General features: G+C 52.8%; 19 protein-coding genes and 1 tRNA gene. 13 read left to right on the forward strand and 7 right to left on the reverse strand.

Going from position 1 to position 26,725, the window contains the following annotated elements; all coding sequences use genetic code 11:
* Positions 1–103: 103 nt before the first annotated feature.
* The 4 genes from ACM67E_RS07845 to ACM67E_RS07860 all read right to left on the reverse strand — a co-directional run bounded on the left by ACM67E_RS07845 (position 104) and on the right by ACM67E_RS07860 (position 3,195).
* On the reverse strand, positions 104–1,177 hold the full coding sequence (locus ACM67E_RS07845) for an ATP-binding protein (protein WP_416190905.1): 1,074 nt from the start codon (positions 1,175–1,177) through the stop codon (positions 104–106).
* A 494-nt stretch (positions 1,178–1,671) separates the two neighbouring features.
* Complete coding sequence (locus tag ACM67E_RS07850) at positions 1,672–2,085, reverse strand: tyrosine-type recombinase/integrase (RefSeq protein ID WP_416192757.1); 414 nt, start codon at positions 2,083–2,085, stop codon at positions 1,672–1,674.
* Positions 2,052–2,936 carry a tyrosine-type recombinase/integrase gene (locus tag ACM67E_RS07855; RefSeq protein WP_416190906.1) on the reverse strand — a complete coding sequence of 295 codons (885 nt, stop codon included), beginning with the start codon at positions 2,934–2,936 and terminating at the stop codon, positions 2,052–2,054. Before ACM67E_RS07855 ends, ACM67E_RS07850 begins: the two co-directional genes overlap by 34 nt.
* Before the next feature lie 174 nt (positions 2,937–3,110).
* A tRNA-Leu gene (locus ACM67E_RS07860) sits at positions 3,111–3,195 on the reverse strand.
* A 171-nt stretch (positions 3,196–3,366) separates the two neighbouring features.
* Between ACM67E_RS07860 and ACM67E_RS07865 the strand changes: the two genes are divergently transcribed.
* Positions 3,367–4,038, forward strand: coding sequence for a hypothetical protein (locus ACM67E_RS07865; protein WP_416190907.1), 672 nt, complete (start codon positions 3,367–3,369; stop codon positions 4,036–4,038).
* Positions 4,031–4,630 carry a GTP cyclohydrolase II gene (ribA, locus tag ACM67E_RS07870; protein ID WP_416190908.1) on the forward strand — a complete coding sequence of 200 codons (600 nt, stop codon included), beginning with the start codon at positions 4,031–4,033 and terminating at the stop codon, positions 4,628–4,630. Before ACM67E_RS07865 ends, ribA begins: the two co-directional genes overlap by 8 nt.
* A gap of 343 nt (positions 4,631–4,973) precedes the next feature.
* Here the strand turns inward: ribA and ACM67E_RS07875 are convergent, their stop codons facing one another.
* Positions 4,974–8,780, reverse strand: coding sequence for a right-handed parallel beta-helix repeat-containing protein (locus tag ACM67E_RS07875; protein WP_416190909.1), 3,807 nt, complete (start codon positions 8,778–8,780; stop codon positions 4,974–4,976).
* Positions 8,781–9,642: 862 nt separating this feature from the next.
* Between ACM67E_RS07875 and ACM67E_RS07880 the strand changes: the two genes are divergently transcribed.
* The 3 genes from ACM67E_RS07880 (at position 9,643) to ACM67E_RS07890 (ending at position 12,447) form a co-directional block, all read left to right on the forward strand.
* Positions 9,643–10,743 (forward strand): conjugal transfer protein, encoded by a 1,101-nt coding sequence (locus tag ACM67E_RS07880; RefSeq protein ID WP_416190910.1) that lies wholly within the window; start codon positions 9,643–9,645, stop codon positions 10,741–10,743.
* Positions 10,740–11,207 (forward strand): low molecular weight protein-tyrosine-phosphatase, encoded by a 468-nt coding sequence (locus ACM67E_RS07885; RefSeq protein ID WP_416190911.1) that lies wholly within the window; start codon positions 10,740–10,742, stop codon positions 11,205–11,207. Before ACM67E_RS07880 ends, ACM67E_RS07885 begins: the two co-directional genes overlap by 4 nt.
* A gap of 205 nt (positions 11,208–11,412) precedes the next feature.
* The gene (locus ACM67E_RS07890; protein ID WP_416190912.1) at positions 11,413–12,447 is read left to right on the forward strand and encodes an alpha/beta hydrolase; all 1,035 of its coding nucleotides are present in this window, start codon (positions 11,413–11,415) and stop codon (positions 12,445–12,447) included.
* Positions 12,448–12,563: 116 nt separating this feature from the next.
* Here the strand turns inward: ACM67E_RS07890 and ACM67E_RS07895 are convergent, their stop codons facing one another.
* Positions 12,564–13,466, reverse strand: a complete 903-nt coding sequence (locus ACM67E_RS07895; protein WP_416190913.1) for a LysR family transcriptional regulator — start codon at positions 13,464–13,466, stop codon at positions 12,564–12,566.
* A gap of 174 nt (positions 13,467–13,640) precedes the next feature.
* Between ACM67E_RS07895 and ACM67E_RS07900 the strand changes: the two genes are divergently transcribed.
* The 8 genes from ACM67E_RS07900 to ACM67E_RS07935 all read left to right on the forward strand — a co-directional run bounded on the left by ACM67E_RS07900 (position 13,641) and on the right by ACM67E_RS07935 (position 25,793).
* Positions 13,641–14,738 (forward strand): 4-oxalomesaconate tautomerase, encoded by a 1,098-nt coding sequence (locus ACM67E_RS07900; RefSeq protein WP_416190914.1) that lies wholly within the window; start codon positions 13,641–13,643, stop codon positions 14,736–14,738.
* A 196-nt stretch (positions 14,739–14,934) separates the two neighbouring features.
* Complete coding sequence (locus ACM67E_RS07905; protein ID WP_416190915.1) at positions 14,935–15,771, forward strand: shikimate dehydrogenase family protein; 837 nt, start codon at positions 14,935–14,937, stop codon at positions 15,769–15,771.
* Positions 15,772–16,012: 241 nt separating this feature from the next.
* Positions 16,013–17,356, forward strand: coding sequence for an MFS transporter (locus ACM67E_RS07910; RefSeq protein ID WP_416190916.1), 1,344 nt, complete (start codon positions 16,013–16,015; stop codon positions 17,354–17,356).
* Between the two features lie 172 nt (positions 17,357–17,528).
* Entirely contained in the window at positions 17,529–19,403 is a 1,875-nt protein-coding gene (locus ACM67E_RS07915) for a bifunctional sugar phosphate isomerase/epimerase/4-hydroxyphenylpyruvate dioxygenase family protein (protein ID WP_416190917.1), read from the forward strand.
* 200 nt (positions 19,404–19,603) lie between these two features.
* Entirely contained in the window at positions 19,604–20,368 is a 765-nt protein-coding gene (locus ACM67E_RS07920) for an ABC transporter ATP-binding protein (protein ID WP_416190918.1), read from the forward strand.
* Positions 20,369–20,488: 120 nt separating this feature from the next.
* Positions 20,489–21,379, forward strand: coding sequence for an ABC transporter substrate-binding protein (locus ACM67E_RS07925; protein ID WP_416190919.1), 891 nt, complete (start codon positions 20,489–20,491; stop codon positions 21,377–21,379).
* Positions 21,373–23,331 carry a Fe(3+)-hydroxamate ABC transporter permease FhuB gene (gene fhuB / locus ACM67E_RS07930; protein ID WP_416190920.1) on the forward strand — a complete coding sequence of 653 codons (1,959 nt, stop codon included), beginning with the start codon at positions 21,373–21,375 and terminating at the stop codon, positions 23,329–23,331. Before ACM67E_RS07925 ends, fhuB begins: the two co-directional genes overlap by 7 nt.
* Positions 23,332–23,687: 356 nt before the next feature.
* Positions 23,688–25,793: a TonB-dependent siderophore receptor gene (locus ACM67E_RS07935; protein WP_416190921.1), complete on the forward strand. Its 2,106-nt coding sequence runs from the start codon at positions 23,688–23,690 to the stop codon at positions 25,791–25,793.
* Between the two features lie 110 nt (positions 25,794–25,903).
* Here ACM67E_RS07935 and ACM67E_RS07940 read toward each other — a convergent pair whose 3' ends face one another.
* On the reverse strand, positions 25,904–26,722 hold the full coding sequence (locus ACM67E_RS07940; protein ID WP_416190922.1) for a sugar phosphate isomerase/epimerase family protein: 819 nt from the start codon (positions 26,720–26,722) through the stop codon (positions 25,904–25,906).
* Positions 26,723–26,725 lie beyond the last annotated feature (3 nt).

Here is a 26,725-nt window from a genome sequence, read left to right on the forward strand (position 1 = left end):
ATATGTCGCTACATTGTAGCACGGGATTAGACGCGGCTGTACGCTATTGAACAGGCATGATATAGGGCCGATATGTTTAGAAATGTTGAGTTTCAGACGGCCTTTAGCCGATGTTTTCAATAATCCATGTTTTGAAAAGCGGGTTATTGATTGTCAGCTTGCCCGCGGTATCGGTGCTAATCCATTCTTGCCGCTTCATGCGGCGGATTGCGCCTTGTATGCTGCTGCTGGTTATCGTTTCCACACCAAGCAAGGCGGCGTATTTTTGGCGGCTTTCTTGGCTGTAAGGGCTGGTGTTGCCTTGTGCTATGTCTTGGATAATGGCCTGCTCCAGCGGTTTCATCTGCTGCCATTGCCCCGCTTCACTGTATTGCGCCCCAAGCTCTTCAATTCTGCTTTCTGCGGCCTGCTCCAAGCTGATTTCAGGGTCTAATATCATGTCTTGTATGATTGCCCGCATATACATCGGGGTATGATTCAGACGTTCAAACAGGCGGTACAGGGCGGCTTTATCCAGCCCGTTGCCGGTACGGTCTTGGTAAACATCGGCCAAAAAATCCGTAAATGCTTTGCCCAACAGCGGAAAATCCAAAGCGTGGGCAAAGTGGAAAAACGGGGCTTTGTTGTCATTAAACATAGCGCGCAATCCGTTCGTGCTGCTGCCGGTAAAAATAGTCTTTACTTTGGCTTGATTGATGTCCAGCCCTGTTCTTAACGAACGTATCAGGTCGCCTGTATCGTTTAGTCGTGCAAGCTCCTGCACTTCATCCAACAGCAACAGGCTCGGGCGGTTGTCATTGGCAATGCGGCTGATGATTTCGCTGATGCTCGGCATGGCCTGCTTATGTGTTTCACGCTCTACTCCCACGCCCAATACTTCTATTTTGCTAATCCCGCTCAAAAATGTTTTTGCTTTGTTGCCTGTCTGTATGCTTTGGGCAAACTGATACAAGGCCGTCTGAAATTCAGCGGCGGGGTTTGTGCTATCCATGAATGAAAAATAGAAGACGTTGAAACCGCGTTCTTCTGCAAGCGGCGCAATATCCTGTAAAAGAAACTGGGTCTTACCCATGCGGCGCGGTGCAAACAGGGTAAAGGCGTGTGTGATGCCGTCTTTCAGGCTGTTTATTAATTTAGCTGCATAATCGGTGCGGTGGAAAAATAAAGGGTCTTTCATGTTGTCGGCTGTATCGGGTTAGATGTTGTTAGACGTGATTATACATAGAATGGCTAATTATACAAACAATGTATAAAACCGTATAACGGCCAAATCAAACACACCGGCGGCAGGGCCGATATGTTTAGAAATGTTGAACTTCAGACGGCCAAAAGTAAGCCGGTGTATGTTTAGAAATGTTGAACCGGCAACCGGCCAAACATCCAAGTAAAAGATGGTCTGAAAATCCAGCCTGTCAGAAATGGCTCAAATTTTCGATTTAACGGCATTTATCCCAAAAGGCATCAAGGGTATTACCAAGCCAAGAAATGCGCTCTGTGATGAAATTTACCGCCCTGCTGTCGATTTTCTGAATATCCAGCCATTGCACCGACAATCCAATCAGCAACCAAAGCGGGAAAACTGAAAATGTTCCCGTTGCGTTCCCGCTGTTCCCGCTACTTTTCTCGCGCGCGTATGGTGTTTTTCTCAAAGCAATAAAAAACACCAGCCGGTTAAGCTGGTGTGTTTTCAGACGACCTTTGCTCCCCGCCTGCTTCAAGCATGGCCAGTGCTTCCCGATAATGGCTGCGCAAATAGTCGCTATACCATTGCATAAACTCGGTACGTTCGGCCATATAGTCGGCGCGGTTGTAGGCTGCTCTGATTCGGTTTTCTTCAATGTGGGCTAACTGCCGCTCGATGGCATCAGGGTTGTAGCCCTGTTCGTTTAATACGCTGCTGGCAAGGCTTCTGAAACCGTGTGGCGTGGCAATGCCGTAATAGCCCATGCTGTTGATGATTTTGCCTACGGTGTTTTCGCTGATATAGCCATCTGCGGCGGTGCGGCTGGGGAACAGATAGGGGGTATCCCCTGTTTGGCCGTGCAGCTCGTTTAACAGCTCAATCGCCCAATCGGATAAGGGGATATATGCTCACGCGGCCGCTTCATGCGCTTGGCTGGGATAGTCCATATCTTGCGCTCAAAGTCGATTTCCTGCCATTGGCCGCCGCGTATCTCTTTATTGCGGGCAAAGCAAAGCATAATCAGCATAATGCAAATACGGTTTGACGGCTTGCAGTCTGCCAGTATCAAACGGCGGTAAAACTCGGTCAGCTCTTCAGGCGGCAAGGCGGGCATGGGGCGTGTTTCAGACGGCTTGATATAACCTTGTAATAAGGCGGCGGGGTTGCGGTCGGTCAATTCTTCAAAGCCCGCATAGGTAAATACTGCGCCTATCCATTGCCTGATTTTTTCGGCGGTCTCTGATACACCCCGCTCTGTGACTTTATCCAATACGGCTTTTATCTCTTTCTTGCCGATTTCGTTTACCGGCATTTCGCCAATAATGGGGAAAACATCGGTTTCAAAATACTGCCAAACGCGGGTGGCATGGTTGGGCTTCCAACCTTTACGCGTGATGTTCTTTTCGTGCCATGCCTTGGTAACGTGGGCAAAGGTATTGAGTAAGGCCGCCTTACGCTCTTGTTTGGCCTGCTGCTTCATGGCCGCGGGGTCTTGGCCTTGTGCAATCATACGGCGGGCATTTTCGGCTGCTTCTAGGGCTTCCACTAAAGAGATTTCGGGGTATTTGCCGATTGATAGGGTTTTACGTTTTCCATGAATGGCAAAATCAAGCCGCCATAACTTACCGCCGCTGGTGTTGATATACAAATATAAGCCGCGCCCATCATTCAGCTTGTAGGCTTTATCAGCGGTTTTTGCATTCTTTATTTGTCGGTCGTTTAAGGGCATTTTACGGTACTTTTTTAAAGGCATTTTTCTACTACCGTATAAAATACCGTAAATTTATGGTTTATTCAATTAGACGGCATTAGATGATATTGGACACCAAGCAAGCATTGAATCAGCCTGAAATCCTTGCCAGTATTGAATTTGGTCGATTGCGTTAGATTGCATTAGACAAAAAAATACCCCTAAAAAGGGGTTTGGTGGTGCGGACGGAGAGACTCGAACTCTCACACCTCTCGGCGCCAGAACCTAAATCTGGTGCGTCTACCAATTTCGCCACGTCCGCAGGCAGTATTGAGAGAACGGATTATACACATAATTAAAAAGCCTGCAAAGACTGCCCGGACTTGAAAACAGGTATAATCAGCACCATATCCGAGCAATTATCGATTATCGGCCGTCTGAAAATTCGATCTATTTCAGACGGCCTCGCTACTCTCTCTTGAAGGAATGGCAAATGCCGAGATTATTGATTGAAGATTTTCTGCAGACTCAAGGGTTAAAGCTGTCTGTTGATGATGTATATGCGGCTTATATAGCGGCACAGGCTGTCATCAATGTGGGCAATGCCGCAATAGAACGTTCGGTATTGTGGCCGGAAAAAAACGGTTTCAAATTGGCCGAATACATTGAGTCGAATGCGGATAATGATGCTTCGTTAAAACAGGCTTTCATGGCTTTGGATTCTGTTTACAGCCGCCAGGCCAATATCAGAAGCGCGGCGGTGTATGCACATATGCCGTCTGAAATGCTGACACCTAAATTGGTTCTGCTTACCCAGCAAGGCCTAGGACTGGAACCGGACTTAGACGTAAATGAAGAAAACAGCCAGATTTATCTGGCCTGCCGTACGGCTCAAAGCGGATGGATGAATGTCGCCGAGGACACCGCCCGTTGGTTGGCCTTGGGGGAGATTTCCGGCGGACGCAATGCTTCGGCTGAAGCCCAAGTATCTATTCCGATATGCACGAAAAGCGGTGCCGTATTGGGGGTGTTACATATTGAATTTAATAATAAAAACCAAATCAATGATGCTACACTCGCCGAATGGGCTGCATTGTCGCTGGCCTTGGCCGGGCCGCTGAAAGCTCTTTTAAACATAACGGATGAGGAAACGGAACATGACTAAAGCGGTAAAATTTGTAGCATCATGCCGCCTGCCTACAGAATTCGGTGTATTCACCATGTACGGTTTTGAAGAGGAAAGCGGTCAGGAACATGTTGCCTTGGTGATGGGCGATGTTTCAGACGGCCTGCCGGTTTTGTCGCGCATTCATTCGGAATGTTTGACCGGCGATGCCCTGTTTTCACAAAAATGCGACTGCGGGCCACAGTTGAAGGCGGCCATGCAATCCGTGCAGAAAGAAGGCCGCGGGGTAATCGTTTACCTGCGTCAGGAAGGCCGCGGAATTGGATTGATCAATAAAATCCGTGCCTATCAATTGCAAGACCAAGGACGCGACACGGTGGAAGCCAATGTCGAACTCGGTTTGCCGGTCGATGCACGCGACTTTACCTTGGCCAAAAGTATTTATGATTATTTGGGCGTACATGAAGTAAATCTTTTGACCAATAATCCGGAAAAAGTCAAAACGCTACAAAAAGCCGGCATCAATGTCGTAGCGCGGATACCGTTGCATGTGGGCGAAAATGCTGAGAACGAGCATTATCTGCATACAAAAGCGGATAAACTCGGCCATTTTCTTTATGAAAATTCTTAAATCGCCTGAGGCCGTCTGAATATTCGCTTACTCTTTGATTATATTCTGGCTTTGTTTTGATTTTACGGTTTCAATGCTGATTTAAGCCGATTCTGCCGCTCCTGCCGACAGGAATGACAGGGTGAGACCCGTGTAAAACTTTGGATTTGCATACAGTTCAAAGTGATACAGCGCATAACGAAAAAATGCGATAACGATAAGGATTTTGCAAAGGTCTCGAGCGATAAAGTGCTGCGGAATTCAAACACGGTTATCACTCGAAATCAGATACGCTCAGCCCTACCCTGCAGATAATCCGATACATAAAAAAAAGGCCGTCTGAATATTCAGACGGCCTTTCGATTTAAAGATAAGCAAAAGTCGATGTATCAACCACCATGGTTTCATTACTCATATCGTAAGCGGCGGCTGCGATACCGGTATTGAATTCGCCGATACCGCCTTGAGCCGAACCGTCTACAGACAACAAGCTGCTGAAATCCAATCCGAAAAGATCGGCTTCCCACGTCTCTTCCATTTGGCCGGCTTCATGTTTGGCTTTGAAGTCTTTGATTTTTTCCGTCACCATATTGGACACAACCGGGATTTCTTTGCCGTTGTGTGTGTTATCCAACGCGATATAAGACGCTTTGAGCACCTGCGCCCAGCCTCTGGTAATGATTCCGGGCAAATCGGTCGAAATATTATTGTTGGTAATGGTTGCGGTTACATCTTTGGCAGCGTAGGAAACGATACTGATAATCGGCTTATCCATTGAGCCACCCAATTTCAATGTATTGCCACTGACGCTGTAACTCTCTGCATTACTCAATGCCTGAAATACTTCTGCCGAGGCATTGGATTTGGCAATGGTTATATCATTGTCTTCAAAAACAATTCGTCCGTGCGCTTCACCCGGCGCCCGCTTTTCCTCAATATAGACCGGAACAGTACCGCCGGTTACTTCTTCAATCGTCGCAGAGTTACCGGTAATGTTGATCGTACCTGATCCGATGCCTTTTTTTCCCTTCATCGTTGTATCATTGATGACGGCAATCAGATATTTACTCGCTACTCCGTCAATCACGTTATCGGTAATGTTCGCCGTATAGTTGATGTTGTGTTCATGATTGCGGAATTCGATACCGTAGGTATGCAAGGCGTTTTTATAGATGTCCAGCCCGCTGATGGTATTGCCGCTGATTTCATAATAAGCATTATCTTCAGTATGTAGATCCCGATTCTGGGTATTGGTCTGAATCTGAATGCCGGCATAACCGTGATAGGCAAGTGTCCCGTTGTCATCGGCTGCCAAGCGGAACGAAGCATCCTGAACCACCACATTGTCTTTAATAACAACATTATCCATCGAAAACTGACGGTTGTATGCGGCAATACCGTACAAGCGGTCACCAATGGAAACATTATCAGCGATGACAATGTCGGTGCCGTCATGCACATCCAAGCCCTTGCGGTAGTTGTGATCGGTCACATTGTTTCGGAAGGTCACACCGAAATTGTAGCTACCGGAAGTAGCGGCAATGCCGTAGCCTGTACCGCCGTCGTCTTCATGACCGTTACGGGCCAAGACGTTGCCCTCCGCTACAAAATCTTTTTGGTAGGAAACAAATACACCGGCAACACGGTTGTGGTGCAGATAGCTGTCTACCACACGGTTATTTTCACCCAAAGGCAGATTTTCGTAATGTTCGTCAATCGTCGCCTGTATCAAGCGTGCTTTGTAGGTACGCGACTGGCCGGGTTCAACTGTTAATGCGTCGGTTGAAGTGAAGGTAATACCGGTACGGTTGACACCGGAAACTTCCACTTTGCTGACGAGGACATTATCCGAATCATTAATCTGAATGCCGTTGACTTTGCCGAAATAGCTGTCTCCTTTGCGGTAAAAGTCATCACTGGTATATTTGAGGGATAATTCTGCAATGGTAAAACCATCTAAATCATCGACCAAAATGCCGGCATATTCACGGATATCGTCTTCATTGGTGTTTGAATTAAATACACCTTTCTGCTTTTTATCAAATGAAATCAATGTACTGCCCATACCGTCACCGAATAGGCCTGTTACATCGCTTAACTCAGGATCGATTTTAATCTGGTCGGAAATATACAATTTTCCGCTCAGATAAACAGCAGAACCTTCCAAATGCGCGGCTTTTAAAGCAGCCTTAATCGCCGGCAAGCTATCCGTTTTGCCGCTGCGATCGGTACCGAATTCGGCAGCATCCACATATTTTCCATAAACTTCATGCAGATAAACTTTGTGACCGGACTTGCCGATATAAAGAAATTTACCGGAATTGCCGTTTTCAATAATTTCATCAATGCGCTCACCTGCCTTTTTCACAGCAGTTGCAATAAGGTTAACTTTTTCCACTGCATCCGCAATAGCTTTTTCAGCAACAGCTTTTTGAGCGGCAGCTTTTTTGGCTGTAGATTGAAGGATAGCCGTCTCTTCCACTAAAGCTTTCTCAATTACCATCTCTCCCATTACTGCTTTTTCAGCTGCTGCTTTCTCTGCCGCTGCTTTCTCTGCCGCTGCTTTTTCCGCTGCTGCTTTTTCAGCCGCTGCTTTTTCGGCTGCTGCTTTTTCGGCTGCTGCTTTTTCAGCCGCTGCTTTTTCGGCCGCTGCTTTTTCGGCTGCTGCTTTTTCCGCTGCTGCTTTTTCCGCTGCTGCTTTTTCCGCTGCTGCTTTTTCCGCTGCTGCTTTTTCCGCTGCTGCTTTTTCCGCTGCTGCTTTTTCCGCTGCTGCTTTTTCCGCTGCTGCTTTTTCCGCTGCTGCTTTTTCCGCTGCTTTCTTAGCAGCAGCTCTTTCTGCAACAGCCTTCTCAACAGCAGCAGCCCTTTCTGCAACAGCTTTCTCAACTGCAGCCTTCCTTGCAGCCACAGCTTTCTCAATAGCGGCAGCCCTTTCTACTGCTCTTTCTGCGGCAGCTTTTTCAGCCGCAGCCTTTTTAGCGGCAACCGCCTTTTCAATAGCGAGAGCCCTTTCTGCCGCTCTTTCCGCGGCAGCTTTTTCAGCCGCAGCCTTTTTAGCGGCAACTGCCTTTTCAATAACAGCAGCCCTTTCTGCTGCTTTTTCTGCCGCTGCTTTTTCTGCCGCGGCCTTTTTAGCGGCTACCATTTTTTCTGCCGCTGCTTTTTCGGCCGCTGCTTTTTCTGCTACTGCTTTTTCCGCTGCTGCTTTTTCCGCTGCTGCTTTTTCCGCTGCTGCTTTTTCCGCTGCTGCTTTTTCCGCTGCTGCTTTTTCCGCTGCTGCTTTTTCCGCTGCTGCTTTTTCCGCTGCTGCTTTTTCCGCTGCTGCTTTTTCCGCTGCTGCTTTTTCCGCTGCTGCTTTTTCCGCTGCTGCTTTTTCCGCTGCTGCTTTTTCCGCTGCTGCTTTTTCCGCTGCTGCTTTTTCCGCTGCTGCTTTTTCCGCTGCTGCTTTTTCCGCTGCTGCTTTTTCCGCTGCTGCTTTTTCCGCTGCTGCTTTTTCCGCTGCTGCTTTTTCCGCTGCTGCTTTTTCCGCTGCTGCTTTTTCCGCTGCTGCTTTTTCCGCTGCTGCTTTTTCTGCTGCTGCTTTTTCCGCTGCTGCTTTTTCCGCTGCTGCTTTTTCCGCTGCTGCTTTTTCCGCTGCTGCTTTTTCCGCTGCTGCTTTTTCTGCCGCAGATTTCTCTGCATCATCCGCGTTACCGTTATTACTACCACCGCCGCCACCGCCAGCGGCGCCCAATCCTCCCAATACACCAGCCCCCATCAATCCGCCCAACCATTTACCGGAGAGTGCAGGAGACGAAGATACGGATTGTACAGGTGCAGCCAATACAGGCTCAGCACTAATGTTTTTTGAACTTAAATAAGATGAATATACATCACCAGAATATGCAACAACTGGGACATGATTATTGGCAGCAACCGTATGGTATTGCTCGGGAGCAGACAGAAAAGCCTCATTATCAGCGATACTGATTTCGACAATATTGGCAGATGGTAAAAAATCTTTCTGCTTCGGCTGATTTTCGGCTTTATCGGCTTGAACCGACAGTTCCTCATGCGACTGTTCAGGAACAGAAGGATTTTGCAGGGTTTGAGAAGGATGTTTGATTGAAATTTCGGGCAACACTGAGCCCTTGTCCGACGCGCGGACAATAGATGTAATATGTTTAGACATGTTTTTCTTTCCGTAATGTTTTTATATTATTGCTGCCCGCCTCTGCGGGCAGTCGCAAACCGGGTGCTGAAAAAGTGAGTAATTTTTCAGACGGCCTCGGATTTAAAAAACACGCCGTAACAAACGGCGGTGTTTTAAATTCAGTGAGTACGCGGCTGTTTCGACAGCCTGCTTTTTTATCTGCACAGATATTCTTTTCCCGAAAATACCTGCGTATATGCAACACACCTGACGTTTAAAACGGTTGTTGCGTTTGTTTTCTGCCTGTTTCGGTCAGATTTTTTTATGCGTTTATCAAATCGCGTATGCAATAGTATTGAAATTCAGGATAAACGGTCAATAATTTTTCTGAACGGTTATTTGAAAAAATAAAGAATACTGATACCGCTATAATCCGCCCAATAATCAATAATGCATAAAGCATATTTTTATTTATTGGTAATTAACTGTTTAATTATTTTAAATAATACAAAATTATTATATTATTCATATACTTAATCCCTTATTTAGAATATTTGATTTAAATATTATTCTAATCGGAAGCATAATTACCATCATTGCTAGGAAGCTTAAAAATCAAAATGTAAAAACTTTTCCCAATGATGAAAATCTGTTGCGAGAAAATAACAATACCGTCTGAAAATATTTTTCAGACGGTATTGTATCGGTCGGTTTAAATCAGTGGGTTACTGTTCTGCCTCATTACTTAAAGTGACAAATGTACTGGAGACATTAACACTCTTTACATCCATTACCATTAAAATCAATTATATAGAGAATTACACCTGTCGCATGTCCGACTGCTTCAGTCAGTTATTGCTATAATCCCTAGTCTTCAAAACAACAATACCAAAGGTAGAAAATGAACGCTCCTTTTGTCCTTGCCGACACCCGCCCCTATCCTGAAATGCCGGTTAAAAATAATCTGTTGCTGCACGCTTCCAACTTGGCGCACAGCACTTCCGCCGCGCAGCGGAAATTATCCGCCGAATCGCTGCAAACCGAAATCCGCGGCATGTTTCAGCAAAATCACTATCTCGGTTTGTCGGTCGCCATGAGTATGGCGGGCGATGCCGAAAGCTACAGGGTTTTGCTGGAAAATCTTACTGTGGTATTGAATGCCGAAAAAGACGAAGAAAGCCAATGGTTTGCCATGCCTTTGGTATTGGTGGCCGGTTGCAACCAAGACCAAACCCTGCCTTTGAACGTACCGACTGCCGCCCTGTTTGCCGTATTGGAGAACCATCCGCACCTGCGCGCGCTGAATCAGGCGACTTGGCTGCCGTTTCTCGTTCCGTCAACCGTATTGAGCGAAATCAATGCCGGACAATGGTTTGCAGCCAAACAAAATGCCGAAGCTGCTGCGCAATTTGCCGCGCAGTTCACGCCGTCTGAATTGAAGATACCGAGCGGCCAATCCGTTCATGTCGTGTTTGCACTGGGCTACGGCGATAAAAAATTGCAGGAATCGCTGAACCAAAACCTGTTAAAAGCAGGTTTGCCGCTGATGCAGGTATGGCAGGAAGCCCTGACCCGACCGGGTTTGACCTTATTCGTCAATCCTTTGTCCCCTGCCGCACCGCTGCACGCACTGACTGAAGGCAGCCATATGCGCCAACGCATGGCGATGGACGTTTTCGCCACCAATGCCATCCGCGCCATCCGTATGCAGAGTCCGCGCGTCGGCGTAGTCGTGGCGGCGAAAGCCGGCGGTCAAATCCAATTCGGCTTCAACGCCACCGACAGCGCGTTTGAAATCACGCCGCAGGTTTATACTTGGACGCTGTCGCCGACCGACAATATTCCCGTTATTCAACAGAATTTCTTGGATTTGATGGCAGAATGCCGTGTAGAACACCTGCGTCTGCTGCACGAGCCCCTGGCCGAAAACACCGAGCTGCCTACCTACGCACAAGCCTTAAATCTCAAAGGCCATAACCCATTCTTTGCGGAACAGCCATGAAAACCTACCGTATTTTATTCGTCTGCCTCGGCAACATCTGCCGCTCCCCGATGGGGGAATTCGTGTTGCGCCACCGCGCAGAAGAAGCCGGTGTCGGCCACCGCATCCATACCGACAGCGCAGGTACTTCCGGCTGGCACGACGGCGAAAACATGCACCAAGGCACGCGCAAAATCCTGGCACAGCAAGGCATGGACAATACCGGTTTTACCAGCAGCAAAGTCAGGCGCAGCGACATCGACCATTATGATTTTATTCTGGCAATGGACGACAACAACCTGCGCGATTTAGAAAACCTGTTCGGCAGAAACCCCGACAAATTGTTCAAACTGACTGATTTGATTCCCGAGAGCGGTTACGATCATGTGCCCGATCCGTGGTACACCGGCGATTTCGAAGAAACCTTCCGCTTGGTGGATGCGGGCAGCATGGCTTTGTTGAAAAAACTGGATTTAATCGGATGATTTGAAATAAACGGCAGGCCGTCTGAAAAATGTTCGACATCACCAAACGGTTTCAGACGGCCTGGGCGGAGAATGCAAAATGACGGTACTCGACCGTCTGGATAAAAGCAAATTTTCCATTTTTCGGCGGCGAATCATTATCCGTTAAACCAAATGCGGTTGAGCTCACAAAACAGACGACCCTTTTATCCACAGGAGGACCCAAATGAAATTAAAGCATCTTTCCATCGCCTTTGCACTGGCATTGTCATTAACGGCGGCCGCAGCCGGACAACCGCGTACTGCCCATTTACTCGCCTCCGAATATCGAGATTTAAGCGCGCTTTCCGCCGTAAAAATCAATCCGGAAATGATGCGTAGCAAAGAAGGGCTGGCGCAAATCAATGCGGTATTTTTAAAAAACGCGAATGAAGACAAAATCCAACCCGATGCAAAATTCACAGCCCCTGCCAATGGCAGGCAGCCTGCGGTGGATTTATACGTCTACCGCCCCGATAACGGCAAAAATGCCAAATTGCCGGTGGTCTATTTTATCCACGGCGGCGGCTATTTAATCGGCAATGCCCGTCAAAACAATGCCGCCTTATTTGAATTGGCGAATTTGAACAACGTGGCGGTGGTGAGCGTGGAATACCGTTTAGCGACGCAAGCCCCGTTTCCTGCGGATATTGATGACGCTTATCACGGTTTGGCTTATGTGCTGAATAATGCCGGTAAATTCAACATTGACCGCGATAAAGCCATTATTATGGGCGAAAGCGCAGGCGGCGGCTTGGCGGCACGTTTGGCATTGAAAGTGCGCGATAAAGGCGAGTTCAAACTCAAAGGGCAGGTACTGATTTATCCGATGCTGGACTATCGCACAGGTTCGAAAAAATCCCTGTATAAAAGCCCGAACACGGGTGAATTTGTCTGGACTGCCGAGTTTAACCGCATCGGCTGGCAAACTTTAAAAGGCGCGCAAAAAATCAGCGAAAAACAAATGCCCTACTATTCCGCCGCTACCGCCAAAAATTTGGCAGGCTTGCCACGCACCTATATGATGGCCGGCGATATGGATTTATTTGTAAACGAAGACCTCGACTATGCCAACCGTCTCATCCAAGCCGGTGTGAAAACCGATTTACAGGTTATCTCCGGTGTCTATCACGCTTTTGAACTGTTCAACCCAACCAGCCCGCAAACCAAGGCTTACAAAGCAGGCCGGACAGAGGCAATCAACAGGATGTTGAGTGAGTGATGAAAATGCCGTCTGAAAACCACTTTCAGACGGCATTTCCTACTTACGCCATTTACTGACCGAAAGCTTTCCATATTTTCAGACGGCCTCACGCTCATCTCAAGGCCGTCTGAAATTCATTCCTCCACCAAATTCAAACACACTTTCTTCAAAAGCTTGTCCACTTCCTTTTGCGTGCGCGTAAGCGCATGTCTGGCCGAAGTCGCCAAAAACAGGCGGCTGACAAACTGCGGCGATTCGATCGGAATGACTTGGACGGATTCTTTATGATTCATCAAATCGATGGAATATTTCGACAAAATCGAATAACCCATGCCCTCCGCCACCAATTGCAGCATGGTTTCGACGCTGTCGATTTCCATCACGATATTGGGCACAAGGTTATGCCGCGCCATTTCCTGCTCCACCAGCAGGCGGAACGTATTCGGCACGGAGGGCATGATTAACGGCAGCGCAGCCAAATGCTCGGCGTTGACGGGCGTATCGGCTTTGAGCAGGGGATCGTTTTTCGGCGCCGTCAGATACAGCCGTTCTTCGTACAGCAATTGTGTTTCCACTTCAGCCGAATACGCCGGATTGTACAGCAACGCCATATTGATTTTGCCCTGCTGCAAGCGGTCTTGAAGCTGTGCGCTCAAACCTTCGGTGATACGCAGCCGGGCATCGGGCAGGTGCTGGCGGAATCCGCGGATAATCGGCAGCGACAGCAGTTTGGCGATGGTCGGCGGCAATCCGAGCGTAATGTGGCCGCTGAGCTTGCCGCTGTTCAGGCTTAAATCTTCCTGAATCATTTCAACCTGTTGCAGAATCACGCGGCAATGTTCCAAGAGAATCCGCCCCGACTCGGTCAGGGAAACGCCGCGCCCGTGACGGTTGAGCAGGTTCTGCCTCAATTCGGTTTCCAGCAAACGGATTTGGCGGCTTAAAACCGGTTGCGCCACGCCCAAAATATCGGCGGCACGCGTGTAGCTGCCCTGTTGCGCCACCTGCTGAAAATATCGTAACTGTTTCAAATCCATGAATTTTTCCCAATCCCAGATTATCGGTTTATGAATAAGTATGGCTTTGGTATCGCTTTGCCCTGCAATTATACTGTTTTGATATAGCTGATAGTCGCGCCAACGCCTTTCCAAACATTTCTTTACCCATAATAATCCACTACATACCACTACATCCATAAAGGAATACTCGAAATGGCCGCCCAAACCGCCGTTCCCGCCATGCTGATGCGTGGCGGCAGTTCCAAAGGTCTGTTTTTCGCCGCATCCGATTTACCGGCCGACGAAGAGACACGCAACCGCGTCCTGCTTGCTGCCATGGGTTCGCCCGATCCGCGCCAAATCGACGGCGCAGGCGGCGCGCATCCGCTTACCAGCAAAGTGGGCGTGGTGTCTTTGAGCGGACAGGAAGGTGTGGATTTGGAATTTTTGTTCGCACAATTACAGCCGAAAAACGATATTGTCGATACCAAACCCAACTGCGGCAACATGCTCGCGGCAGTCGTGCCGTTTGCCTTGGAAAAAGGCCTGATTCAGGCGCAAGGCGATGAAACCACCGTGCGCGTATTAACTTTGAACACCGGCATGTTGAGCGACATCACTGTCGAAACGCCCGGCGGCATCATCCATTACGACGGCAACGCCAAAATCGACGGCGTACCCGGTACATCCGCCCCCATCCGCATCCGTTTCTTGGATACCGAAGGTTCGGTGGCAGGCAGCCTGCTGCCGACCGGCAACACCAGCGACGTGTTCGACATCGAAGGTTTCGGCAAACTGGAAGCCACCTGCATCGACAACGGCATGCCGATGGTGTTGGTGCGTGCCGCCGACGTGAAGCGCACCGCCTACGAAAGCGTTGAAGAGTTAAACAACGACGACGAACTCAAAACCGTTTTGGAAAAGCTGCGTCTGACCGCTTCTTTGAAAATGGGTTTGGGCGACGTTTCCGCCAAAAACTACCCGAAAATGTGCCTGCTCAACGCCCCCGTTGACGGCGGCGCGGTGCACACCCGCTGCTTTATCCCGCATGTCTGCCACGAAGCGGTCGGCGTATTGGCCGCCGTCACCATTGCCACCGCCTGTGTGATGAAAGGCAGCGTGGCCGACGGCCTGGCCGTTGCCGACCGCCCGGAATCGCTTTCCGTCGAACACCCGAGCGGCGAATTCAGCGTGGCTTTAGAGACCGACGGCAGCGGCAAGGTCAACGGCGCGGCACTCATCCGCACCGCCCGCAACATCATGCGCGGCGAAGTGATGGTTCCGGCGCACGTTTGGGAGGGAAATAAATGATTGCCGGGCCGTCTGAACCGCAATCCGATACCGATTTCCATCTTGCTGTTTCAGACGGCCTTGGTCGGCATATTCAAAAACAAACAACCGCCAAACACTGATTAGGTTTATGATTCTATTTTTTCAGACGGCCTGCCGGCAGCCAGGCCGTCTGAAAAAAAGCGTATTCCGCCCACACACAAAAAGGAGAAGCTTCATGAACATCAACGGCCTGACCCAAGTCATCGCCCACATCGGCTACCCGACGCAAACGTTCAAATCGCCGATGATTTACAACCCCTATTTCGAAGCGGCCGGCATCAACGCCTTAGTCGTGCCGTTTTCCTCGCAAGCCCCCGGTTATCCCGATTTTCTGAAAAGCGTGTTCACCTGCGACAACGTCATCGGTGCGCTGGTGACCATGCCGCACAAAGTCACCACCATAAATCTGGTTGACCGCCTGACGCCGACCGCGCAAATCGCCGGTTCGTGCAACGCCGTGCGGCGCGGTGCCGACGGCAGGCTGGAGGGCGATATGTTCGACGGCGAAGGCTTCGTACGCGGTGTGCGCCGCAAAGGTTTTGCACCGGAAGGCAAAGCGGCTTTGGTGGTCGGCAGCGGCGGCGTGGGCTGTGCGATTGCGGCTTCGCTGGCTGCGGCAGGCGTGGCGCGTTTGGCTTTGTTCGACGTCAATACAGCCGCCGCCGAAGGTTTGGCAGACCGTCTGAAAACGCATTATGCGGATTTGGTTGTGGAAACCGGCAGCAACGACCCGCAAGGTTTCGATTTAGTGGTCAACGCCACGCCGATGGGCATGTACGAAGGCGATCCGATGCCGGTCGATGTGGCGCGTATTGCGCCGGAAGCCTTTGTCGGCGATGTGGTGCTGCAAAGCGAGATTACGGCATTTTTGGCCGCCGCCCAAGCCAAAGGCTGCGTGGTTCAAGTCGGTACCGACATGCTTTTTGAGCAGATTCCGGTTTACTTGGAATACTTCGGCCTGCCGACCACCACCGCCGAACACCTGCGCGAAGTGGCGCGGATTCAGTATTGATGCTTTCAGACGGCCTCAAAGCAGCGAAAGGCCGTCTGAAAACACTCAACAGGTATAGTGAAATCCGATAAGAAAGATACAGGGCGGTAAGGCAGACCGTACACGCAGTACGGATCGGCGGACTTGCTGCTTCAGCAGCTTAGTCAAGCCCCCTCTTTGAGCAAGCCGCAGCCAACGGTGCAGATTTCTTATTTTTGTTCACGATACGATAAGAAAAACGCGATTGATAAGGAGAAACCGAATGTCGCAAAATCATGAAATCAACGTGCGCGAGCTTCTCGACAGCCGCGGCGTGAGTACCTATCAGAAATTGGTGGTTTTCCTCTGCTTCCTGATTGTGGTGATGGACGGCTTCGACGTGGTCATCATGGGCTTCGTCGGCCCGAGCCTGAAAGAAGCCTGGAATCTGTCCAACAACGATTTGGCACCGGTCTTGAGTGCCGCCCTCTTCGGCCTGACTTTCGGTGCGCTGACCGCCGGCCCTTTGGGTGACCGCTTCGGCCGCCGCAAGGTATTGATTGTGAGCGTGTTTATTTTCGGCTTGTTCACGCTTCTGGTGGCGTTTGCCACGCAGATCTGGCACATGATTGTGTTCCGTTTCATCGCCGGTTTCGCGATGGGCGGCATTATGCCGATGGTGGCGACGCTGGCCAAAGAGTATTCGCCCGAACACCGCAGCTCGCTGCTGGTGACCATCGTATTCGCCGGCTTTACCGTCGGTGCGGCGGGCGGCGGCTTTTTGGCCGCTTGGATGATTCCGCAATGGGGCTGGCCGAGCGTGTTTTGGTTCGGCGGCGTCGTGCCGATTCTGCTGAGCCTGTTTATGGTTTTCAAGCTGCCCGAATCGCTGGCCTATATGGTGCACAAAGGGCATGACCGCGCCCAAATCCGCAAAATCGTGGAACAGTGCGCCCCGGGCAGCACCACCGAACAGTCCACCTTTTTCATTCCGCAACCGCAAACGGTTCAAACCGACGAAAACCCGATTAAAACCGTGTTGAACCACCACTATGCCAAAGGCACGCTGCTCTTGTGGGTCATTTATTTCAGCCATCTTTTCCTCGTGTACCTGCTGGGCAGCTGGATGCCGACCATGATTAAAGAATCGGGCATGACCGCGGCGCAGGCATCGATTATTTCGGCGATGTTCCAACTGGGCGGCCCCCTGGGTTCGATTATGCTGGGCTGGTTTATGGACCGCTTCGAACCGCACCGCGTATTGGCACTGTCCTACATCAGCGGCGCGGCGGTATTGGTGTTCATGAGCAGCCTGGGGGCGGAATACCTGCTGCTGTGCATCACATCCTTCTACATCGGTGCGGCGTTCAACGGCGGCGGTACCGGCATGAACGCCCTCTCAAGCAACTTCTTCCCATTGAGCGCACGCGCCACCGGCAACAGCTGGATGCACGGCATCGGCCGCACCGGTGCGATTATCTCCGCCTTCGCCGGCGCATGGATGCTCAACGCCGGCTGGAACTTCTCCACCGTAGCGATGGCTCTGACCGTACCGGCTTTGTTGATTGCCGCCGCTTTGACGGTCAAGTATTTCCTCTACCGCAACCAACGCGACGCAGAAGTTTGAGCGCACTGAAATAAGCGTTAAAATAGGCCGTCTGAAACATGATTTTCAGACGGCCTTTGGAACATCGGATTCGGCTGAAACAATAAATCAGCATACCTTGCCTGCCATATTCAGACGGCCTGCCGTCTGTTTTCCAAACCAACGCCGCCCGTGCGGCCAACGGAGCCACATCATGAAACACTGTATCGCCACCGTCTCCCTGAGCGGCACTCTGCCCGAGAAGCTGCAAGCCATTGCCGCCGTCGGCTTCGAAGGCGTGGAAATTTTCGAAAACGATTTGCTGTATTTCAACGGCTCGCCGGCCGACATCCGCAAAATGTGCGAAGACCTGAATCTGGAAATCATGCTGTTCCAGCCGTTCCGCGATTTCGAAGGCGGCGCGCGCGACAAACTGGCGCAGCAGCTCAACCGTGCCGAACGCAAATTCGAACTGATGGCCGAACTCGGCACCGACCGCCTGCTCGTGTGCAGCAACGTTCTGCCCGACACCAGCACCGACGACGCCCTGATTGCCGACGATTTGCACAAACTCGCCGAAACCGCCGCCAAACACGGTATGCAGGTCGGCTACGAAGCCTTGGCCTGGGGCAGGCACGTTTCATCCTACCGCCACGCATGGGATTTGGTGAAGCAAGTCGACCATCCGAATCTGGGCATTATTCTCGACAGCTTCCACACCCTTTCCATCAACGACGATTTAAGCCGTCTGAAAGAAATCCCGCCGGAAAAAATCGTATTCCTGCAATTGGCCGATGCGCCTCTGATGAAAATGGACGTGCTCGAATGGAGCCGCCACTACCGCAACTTCCCCGGCCAGGGCGATTTGGACGTGGCCTCGTTTCTCACGCCGATTGTCGCCAACGGCTACACCGGCCCCCTGTCGCTGGAAGTGTTTAACGACAAATTCCGCGCCGCGCCCGGCGTATCGACCACATCCGATGCCATCCGCTCGCTGCTGTTCTTAGAAGAACAAGTCGCAGGCCGTCTGAAACAGCAAAACCTCACCGTATCGGCCGAGCTGTTCACACCGCCGGCCACCCCCGAATTCCAAGACACCGATTTTGTCGAATTCGCCGTCAACGATGCCGCGGCGCAGCGTTTGGACAATATTCTGCGCCAATTCGGTTTCCAGAAAACCGGCCTGCACAAAAGCAAAAACGTTTCGCTCTACCAACACGGCGGCGTCAACCTGATTCTCAACGCCGAACCGGATTCCTTGGCCGATGCGTTTTTCAACGTACACGGCACGTCCGTCTGCGCCGCCGCGTATAAAGTGGCCGATGCCGACGCGATGTACCGCCGCGCAGTCGAATACGGCAACATTTTCTACGAAGGCAAAGTCGGCCCCAACGAACGCCATGTCCACGCCATCCGTTCGCCCAACGGCGGCCTGCAGTATTTTGTCGACAGCGACATTTACAGCGTCGATTTCCACAAAACCAAATTCCAAGGCCAGCCTAAGCTCAGCCGCATCGACCATTCGGCCTACGGCATCCCACACGACATGATGGACCGCTGGACGCTGCATTTCGCCGCCATCTTCGGTTTCGACATCGAAAACGACCTGACCCTGCCCGACCCTTACGGCCTGATGAAAAGCCGCGTCATGCGCAGCAGAAACGGCAAAATCCGCCTGCCTTTGAACATTTCCGACAACCAAAACACGCTGGTTTCCCGTTCGATGGCCAACTACAAAGGCACCGGCCTGCAACACATCGCCTTTGCCTGCGACGATATTTTCGAGACCGCCGCATTCCTGCGCCAAAACGGAGCCAACCTGCTCGACATCCCGCAAAACTACTACGACGATTTGCAGGCGCGTTTCGGTTTGGCCGACGATTTCACCGCCCGTCTGCGCGAACACCACCTGCTCTACGATGCCGACGGCAAAGGCGGCGAATTCCTGCACGCCTATTCGCACCTGATTGAAAACCGCTTTTTCTTTGAAATCTGCGAACGCCGCGGCGGTTACGACCAATACGGCGCCGCCAACACCCCCGTGCGCCTGGTGGCGCAGGATTTATATTGGAAACAGCATCGGGAATAAACGGTCGGTTTTTCATCAGGCTTAAACTTTGAAGCCGCCTGCGAAAAAGTGCCGTTTTGTCCGACATCAAAAGGCCGTCTGAAAATGCCCGCACATTTTCAGGCGGCCTTTTATTTGCCCCGACAAACAGGAATTATTATAATTTGCACAGCACAGCCGGTAACGGCTGTTTTTCAGCCGCTCCCACAGGAAACCCATCCGTGTTCCAAATCCGCAATGCCGCATTCAGTGTGCCCGGCCGCAAACTGCTGTCCGACATCAATCTGAATTTCGAAACCGACAAAGTATACGGCCTCATCGGCCACAACGGTTCGGGCAAATCCACCCTGCTCAAACTCCTGACCCGCCAACACCGTCCTGACGCAGGCGAAATCCTGCTGGACGGCCGGCCGCTGTCCGCCTACTCCGCCCGCGACTATGCCAAACAGGTTGCCTACCTGCCGCAGCATTTGCCGCAATCCACATCGCTCACCGCCCGAGAGCTGGTTGAAATGGGGCGTTACGCCTGGACCGGCCTGCTCGGGCGCAACGGCGAACAAGGCCGCGCGGCGGTGGAAGAAGCCTTCCGGCTGACCCACACCGAACGGTTTTCAGACGGCCTGATCGACGTATTGTCCGGCGGCGAACGCTCGCGCGTCTGGTTGGCCATGTGTCTCGCTCAACAAAGCCGTTACCTGCTGCTCGACGAGCCGCTGGCCGCACTCGACATCGCCCATCAAATCGACGTGATGGAACTGGTTCGCAAACTGTCGCGCAGCCTGCATTTGGGCATCATCATTGTCATCCACGACATCAATCTGGCGGCGCAATACTGTGACGAACTGATTGCCCTGAAACAGGGCAGGCTGCTGAAAACCGGCAGGCCGTCTGAAATCATGACCGCCGGGGTATTGAAAGACATTTACAGCGTGGACATGAACATCATCGCCCACCCTGCCAGCGGCCGCCCCGTTGCCCTGCCCTGAAACCCGTTTCTTACCGGCAACCGCCCGATGTGTCCCATAACCGTTTTCAGGCCGTCTGAAAACCGCCGCGGCTGTGCAGCCTGTTTTTTTTTTCAGACGGCCTTTCCCGATGATTTTTTTATGATCCGAACCCTTTTTTCAGACGGCCTCAAAACCCTGCTGTCCGCCGCCCTGCTGTTTGCCGTGCCCGATACACACGCCGCGCCCCGCGTGGCCACTTCCGACTGGACCATCGCCGAAACGCTGACCGCCATGAAACGTCCGCCCGTATCGGTTGCCGACCGCCGCGTGTACGACATCTGGGTCAACCATCCGCCGCTGCCCGCATCCGTGCGCGAAGCCGGTCTGCGTTTCCAGCCCAACATCGAACGACTACGCCAAATCAAACCCGATTTCTTCGTGCAATCACCGTGGTACGCCTCAGCCAAGCCGCAGTTCGAAAAAATCGCTCCCGTGTACGAAATCGATTTTGCCACCCCCGAAGGCATCAACTACGCCCACACGCTGGCGGCAACGCGCAAACTGGCGGCATTGACCGACAGCACGGCGGCGGCGGAAAAGCTGATTACCGACACCGAACACACGTTCGCCCAAGCCCGTCGGCAACTGGCGGCATTCAAACACCGGCCGCTGGCAGTTGTGCAGTTCACCGACGGCCGTCACCTGCGTATCTACGGCAAAACCTCGATGTTTCAGGCCGTGATGGACAAAGTCGGCATGAAAAACGCGTGGACGGGCGAGTCCGGACAATGGGGCTTTGCCAATATCGGTATCGCGGAACTGGCCAAACTGCCGTCTGAAACCGTGTTGCTGATTGTCAAACCGCATCCGCAAAACACGCGCCGGATACTGGAAAAAAGCGCGTTGTGGCAACGCCTGCCGTTTGCCGAACCGCGCCACCGCCGCATTCTGCCGCCGGTGTGGAGTTACGGCGCGTTGCCCTCGATGCGGCTGTTTGCCGAGCAGCTGATGACGCAACTGCCGTCTGAAAAGGAAGAACAGCCATGGTAAACCTTTTTTTCAGACGGCCTTCCCTCTGGTTCATTCTGCCCGCCTTGCTGTGTCTGGCCGGTTCGCTGTGGATTTTGCGGCTGCAATGGCATCTGCCGCCTACGCAACTCTTCGCCGCCGCCGACAGCCTGCCGCTCGACGCGCTGGCCGTGCAGCAGAACACCTTGCCGCGCATGGCGATGGCTCTGTTGGCCGGCGGCAGTACCGCAGCGGCCACCACGCTGATGCAGCAGGTGATGCGCAATCCGCTGGCGGCCGACAGCACACTGGCCGTGGGCAGCGGTGCACAGGCGGCATTGGTGTTGGCGACCGTTTTCGCCCCCGCCCTGCTGCTGCACGGCACGCCGCTGATTGCGCTGACCGGTTCGTTGGCGGCATTGGCTGCGGTGTTTTTTCTGTCCGCCCGACGGGATTTGGTGCCGCTGACCGTGATTTTGTCGGGACTGGTGGTCAGCCTCTACCTCGGTGCGGTAACCGGCATCCTGATGCTGTTTTTCAGCGAAGAAACGCGCGGCGTGATGCAGTGGGGCGCGGGTTCACTGGTACAGGACAGTTGGCACGATACGCTGCACATGCTGTGGCGCACCACAGCAGCAGCCGTACTGTGCCTGCTGCTGCTCAAACCCTTGTCCGTGATGGGTTTGGGCGATACGCAGGCCGAGGCTCTGGGTATTCCGGTTAAAAAAGTACGCCTTGCCGCGCTTGCGCTGGCCGCTTTTCTGAGCGCGAACGTGGTGGCTTATGTCGGCATGATGGGCTTTACCGGTCTGGCTGCCGCCGCTGCCGTGCGTCAGGCCGGTATCCGCACGCTGCGGGCGCGTTTGGCCGCATCGTTTGTTTGCGGCGGCCTGTTGCTGCTGTTTACCGACAACGCGCTGGTACTGCTGAAACACTATACCGCCGCCGACCTGCCCGCCGGTTCGGTTACTGCACTGATTGGCGCGCCCCTGTTGCTGTGGTTGATGGCAAAAGCACCGTCCCGCCCTGTTCAGACGGCCTCGGGGCACATTGCCGCCACACTCTGCGCATCGCCGCTGCTCCGCCTGCTGCCGCTGCTGTCGGCCGTCATATTGCTGTTCGCACTCTTTGCCGGACGCGACGACAACGGTTTCACCTTCGACAGCGTGTTCTTCACGTTCCGCTACCCGCGCGTACTGCTGGCGGCCGCCACCGGCTGCATTCTCGCACTGGTCGGCGTACTGTTGCAGCGGCTCACGCAAAATCCGATGGCAGGCCCCGAATTGCTCGGTATCAGCTCGGGCACTGCGCTCGGCGCGATGGCGGCCATGCTGTTGTTCGGCATCGCCTCGGGCAGCATCGGCTTTTGGTTGGCAGGCGTGCTTTCCGCGCTGCTGTCGCTCGGTGTTTTGATGTTTCTCAACCGGAAAAACGGTTTGCAGCCGGAAAAGGTGCTGCTCACGGGCATGGCATTGGCCGCCCTCTCCGATGCGGTTATCCGCATTTGGACGGCCAGCGGCGACTTCCGCATACAGCAGCTGCTGATCTGGATGTCGGGTTCCACCTATCAGGCCACTCCGCAATCTGCCCTGAGCGTCAGCGCATTCGCCCTGCTGCTCACTGCCGCCACCCTGCCGCTGCACCGCTGGCTCGGTTTGCTGTCGCTCGACCACACCGTCGCCCAAGCTGCGGGCGTCAACGTGGCGCGCGCACGAACCGCCTTAATCCTGCTCAGTGCCGTTCTGACCGCTTCTGCCACTCTGCTCATCGGCCCGCTCAGCTTCATCGGCCTGCTCGCTCCGCATCTGGCGTTTTTACTGGGTGCACGCCGACCCAAACAGCAGCTGCCTGCCGCCGCCCTCATCGGCGCTGCCGTGATGACTGCCGCCGACTGGCTCGGCCGCCAAATGCTCTACCCCTACGAAATTCCCGCCGGTCTGACCGCCACCCTCATCGGCGGCGCATACTTTATGGCCGTGATGCGCAAAATGTAATCCGCCTGATTTTCAGACGGCCTTACCGTCAATCAGGCCGAGACCTTTGCAAAACTCAGATCCAACCTGAAAACAGGTTTACGTCATTTCCCATCTAGCGGGAATGACGGGTATCAATTTTTTGGTTTAAGTTGAGTTTTTAAAAGCCCTCAGGCCGTCTGAAAACCTGTTTTACCGTTTTCAGACGGCCCTTCAATCACATCTGTTGCCTTATGTAAGTTGTGGCCAATTCTGCAATATATTGTTCTCAAATCACATAAATTGCGTATGGAGCACGGCTTTGCTATAATCCGCCGATTAGTTATTTGATAATTATTACAAATAACATTTCTCTTCTTTTTTTTATCAGGAAAACCATGAAAAACAAACTCTTTACCCGCAGCCTGCTGGCTGCCGCAATTATCGGCGCATACAGCCACGGTTTTGCCGCCGACGAAGCGGCTCCCGCTGCGGAACAGGTCGAACTGGATACTGTACGGGTTGTCGGTTCCATCAACAAACTGTCGGGCGTTCCCTTCCGCCAAGCCAAGTCTGCCGTTGACATTTCCGCCGACACCCTGCGCGAAGAAGGCGTGGAAAAAGCCGACGAACTCGGCCGCTATCAAGCCGGTTTTACCAACCAGCCTTTCGGTTCGGACACCAACACCAACTGGTTCCGCATCCGAGGCGCGGAAGCCAGCCAGTCGGTTGACGGCGCACCGATGACCGAATACGGCTTCTTTACGCCCCACATCGACACCTTCGGCCTTGAAGCAGTCGAAATCACCAAAGGCGCCGACGCCCTGACCTACGGCGCGTCCAACGCAGGCGGACTGGTCAACTACATCAGCAAACGCCCCCACGAGTCACAAGTCGGCCACGGTGAAATCAAAGCCCATGTCGGCACCGACAACCAGCGCGGCATCGCCGCCGACTACACCGGCAAGCTCGGCGGCCACCAAGCCCTGCGCTACCGTTTGGTCGGTTCGTACAAACGTGCCGACGGCGATTGGCAGCGCACCTACAACGAAAGCTACTATTTCGCGCCCTCGCTGGCCTTCGATTTCAGCGACCACACCCGCCTGACCCTGCTCGCCAGCATCCAAAAAGACCAAGGCACGCCCAGCTCGAACTTCCTGCCCCAAAGCGGCACGCTCGTTCCCACCGACTTAGGCACTATTCCGCGCAACAACAACTTAGGCGACCCCTCGCAGGACAAAGAAGAAAACAATGCCAAGTCAATCGGTTACGAATTCAGCCATGATTTCGGCAAAGGCATGACGTTCAGCCAAAACTACCGTTATCAAAACGTCCGCAACCACCATCGCGGCACCTACATCTACCCGAACGTTTACGACGCATCCGGCATCACCACATTGGGTGCGGCCAACGGCTACTCGCTGTATCGCGGCGTGGTTTTCAACGACGGCACGGCCAAAAGCCACAGCATCGACAACCGTTTCAGCTGGCGTTTTAAAAACGATGCCATCGACAACACCCTGCTGGCAGGCATCGACTACCGTCAGCAAAAAATCGAAGGCTTCTACGACCTGTTCGGCGGCGCAAGCAGCGTAAACGTGTACCGTCCGGCAGACTCCTACGGCCAAGCGCAAACCAACCCGCGCACCCCGATCGGCATCAAATCACGACAGCTCGGCCTATACCTGCAAGACAGCATGAAACTGTTTAACACCGTCGGCATCACGCTGGGTCTGCGTCACGACAAAGCACGCGGGGAAGAAACCCTCAGCGGCAATACCGTCAAAGCCAGCAACACCGCCTACTCCGGCTCGCTGATGTACTACGCCCCCTACGGCCTAAACCCTTATCTGGCCTATAAAGAAGCATTTATCCTGCCGACCGGCATCAGCGGCAACGGCACGCAATACAAATCCAGCACCACCGAGCAATACGAAATCGGTGTGAAATACATTCCTTCCTGGATAGACGGCTCCGCATCGCTGGCTCTGTTCAAAGCACGCGACAAAGGCGCGCTGATTTCCAACAACACCGGAGCCACCGTCAACAGCGACGAACCGATTAAACGCAAAGGCATAGAGCTGCAAGCCGAAGCCAACCTGACCGACAACCTGAGCGGCCAGTTCGCCTACACCTACCTGAGCAGCATAACCGATCCCGCCCAAGGCTCCGCCTACCGCATGCCCCTGATGCCGAAACACACCGCCTCCCTGCGCGGCATATACAGCTTCACCGGCGGCAAACTCGACGGCCTGTCGCTCGGCGCAGGCGTACGGTACGTCGGCACCAGCTACACCGCTAAAGACTACTCGCTAGTATCCAACGGCAAAGTACCCTCTTCCACCGTATTCGACCTGTTCGCCCGCTACCGTTTCGCCAAAAACTGGGAAGCACAGCTCAACATCGACAACGTAAGCGACCGCAAATACATCGCTGCCTGCGATAACTACTGCTACTACGGACAAGGCCGCAGTATTCTCGGTTCGCTCAGTTTCAAATTCTAAGCCGTAAAAACAAACAGGCCGTCTGAACACGCCTGTTTGTTTTGATTACGCATTTGACAAGGCCGTCTGAAAAATATTTTTCAGACGGCCTTTCCTGTTGATGCCAATCCCTATTTACGCAACACCGCCGCCTGCGCCAGCACGTTTTCCGCCGCCGTTTTCAAATGGCGCAGATAGCCTTCCAAACCCAACTCGGCAAATTTCGGATTCGGCACTTCCACACTCACCGGCATGTCTTCCGACAGCAAAGCCACGCATTCGGCGAGCCGGAAATCGCCTTCGCCGGGGATGCCGCGTTTGGCGCGCGATTCTTCAATCAAACCCTCACGCGTATCGGCGCGTTCGGACAAAACGCCGTCGCACAATTGCACCATATCAGCCAAATACGGCAAGGCGGCGGTGATGTGCGCCATTTCGCCGAACGCACGGCGGAAATGCAGCGTATCGAACAACACTTTGCAGCCCGTCGCTTTGGCCACTTCGACTGCTTCGGGCAACTGCTTGACGGTCTGGTAGGAAATCGGTTCCAAAGCGATGACGAGATTAGATTTCTCGGCATCTTCCACCAATCTGCCCATGACGTCGGTAGCACGCGCCATATCAGGATCGGTGATGGTGGCGGTCAGGCTTTGCGCGCCCAATTGGGCGGCGGCATCCAGCATCGGCTGCCAAAAATCGGACGTGACGTTTTCACCGATGGCTAAAAATTCGGTATCGGCCACTTTCATGCCCGTGTCTTTCAAAACGGCCAGCACCTCCCTCATGCGCGGATTATCGTTCAAAAGATTCAGGTCTTTTTCGGTATCGGTGACGGAACGGGTGCGCAGACCGATGAAATCGTAGCCGGTTTTTGCCGCCGCCCGGATAAAATCCACCGGCTCCGTGCCCAAAACGCTTAAAGGTGCGATACCGATCAGGCGTTTGCTCATTGC

The sequence above is a fragment of the Neisseria sp. CCUG12390 genome, from assembly GCF_047837985.1.
GTDB lineage: Bacteria > Pseudomonadota > Gammaproteobacteria > Burkholderiales > Neisseriaceae > Neisseria.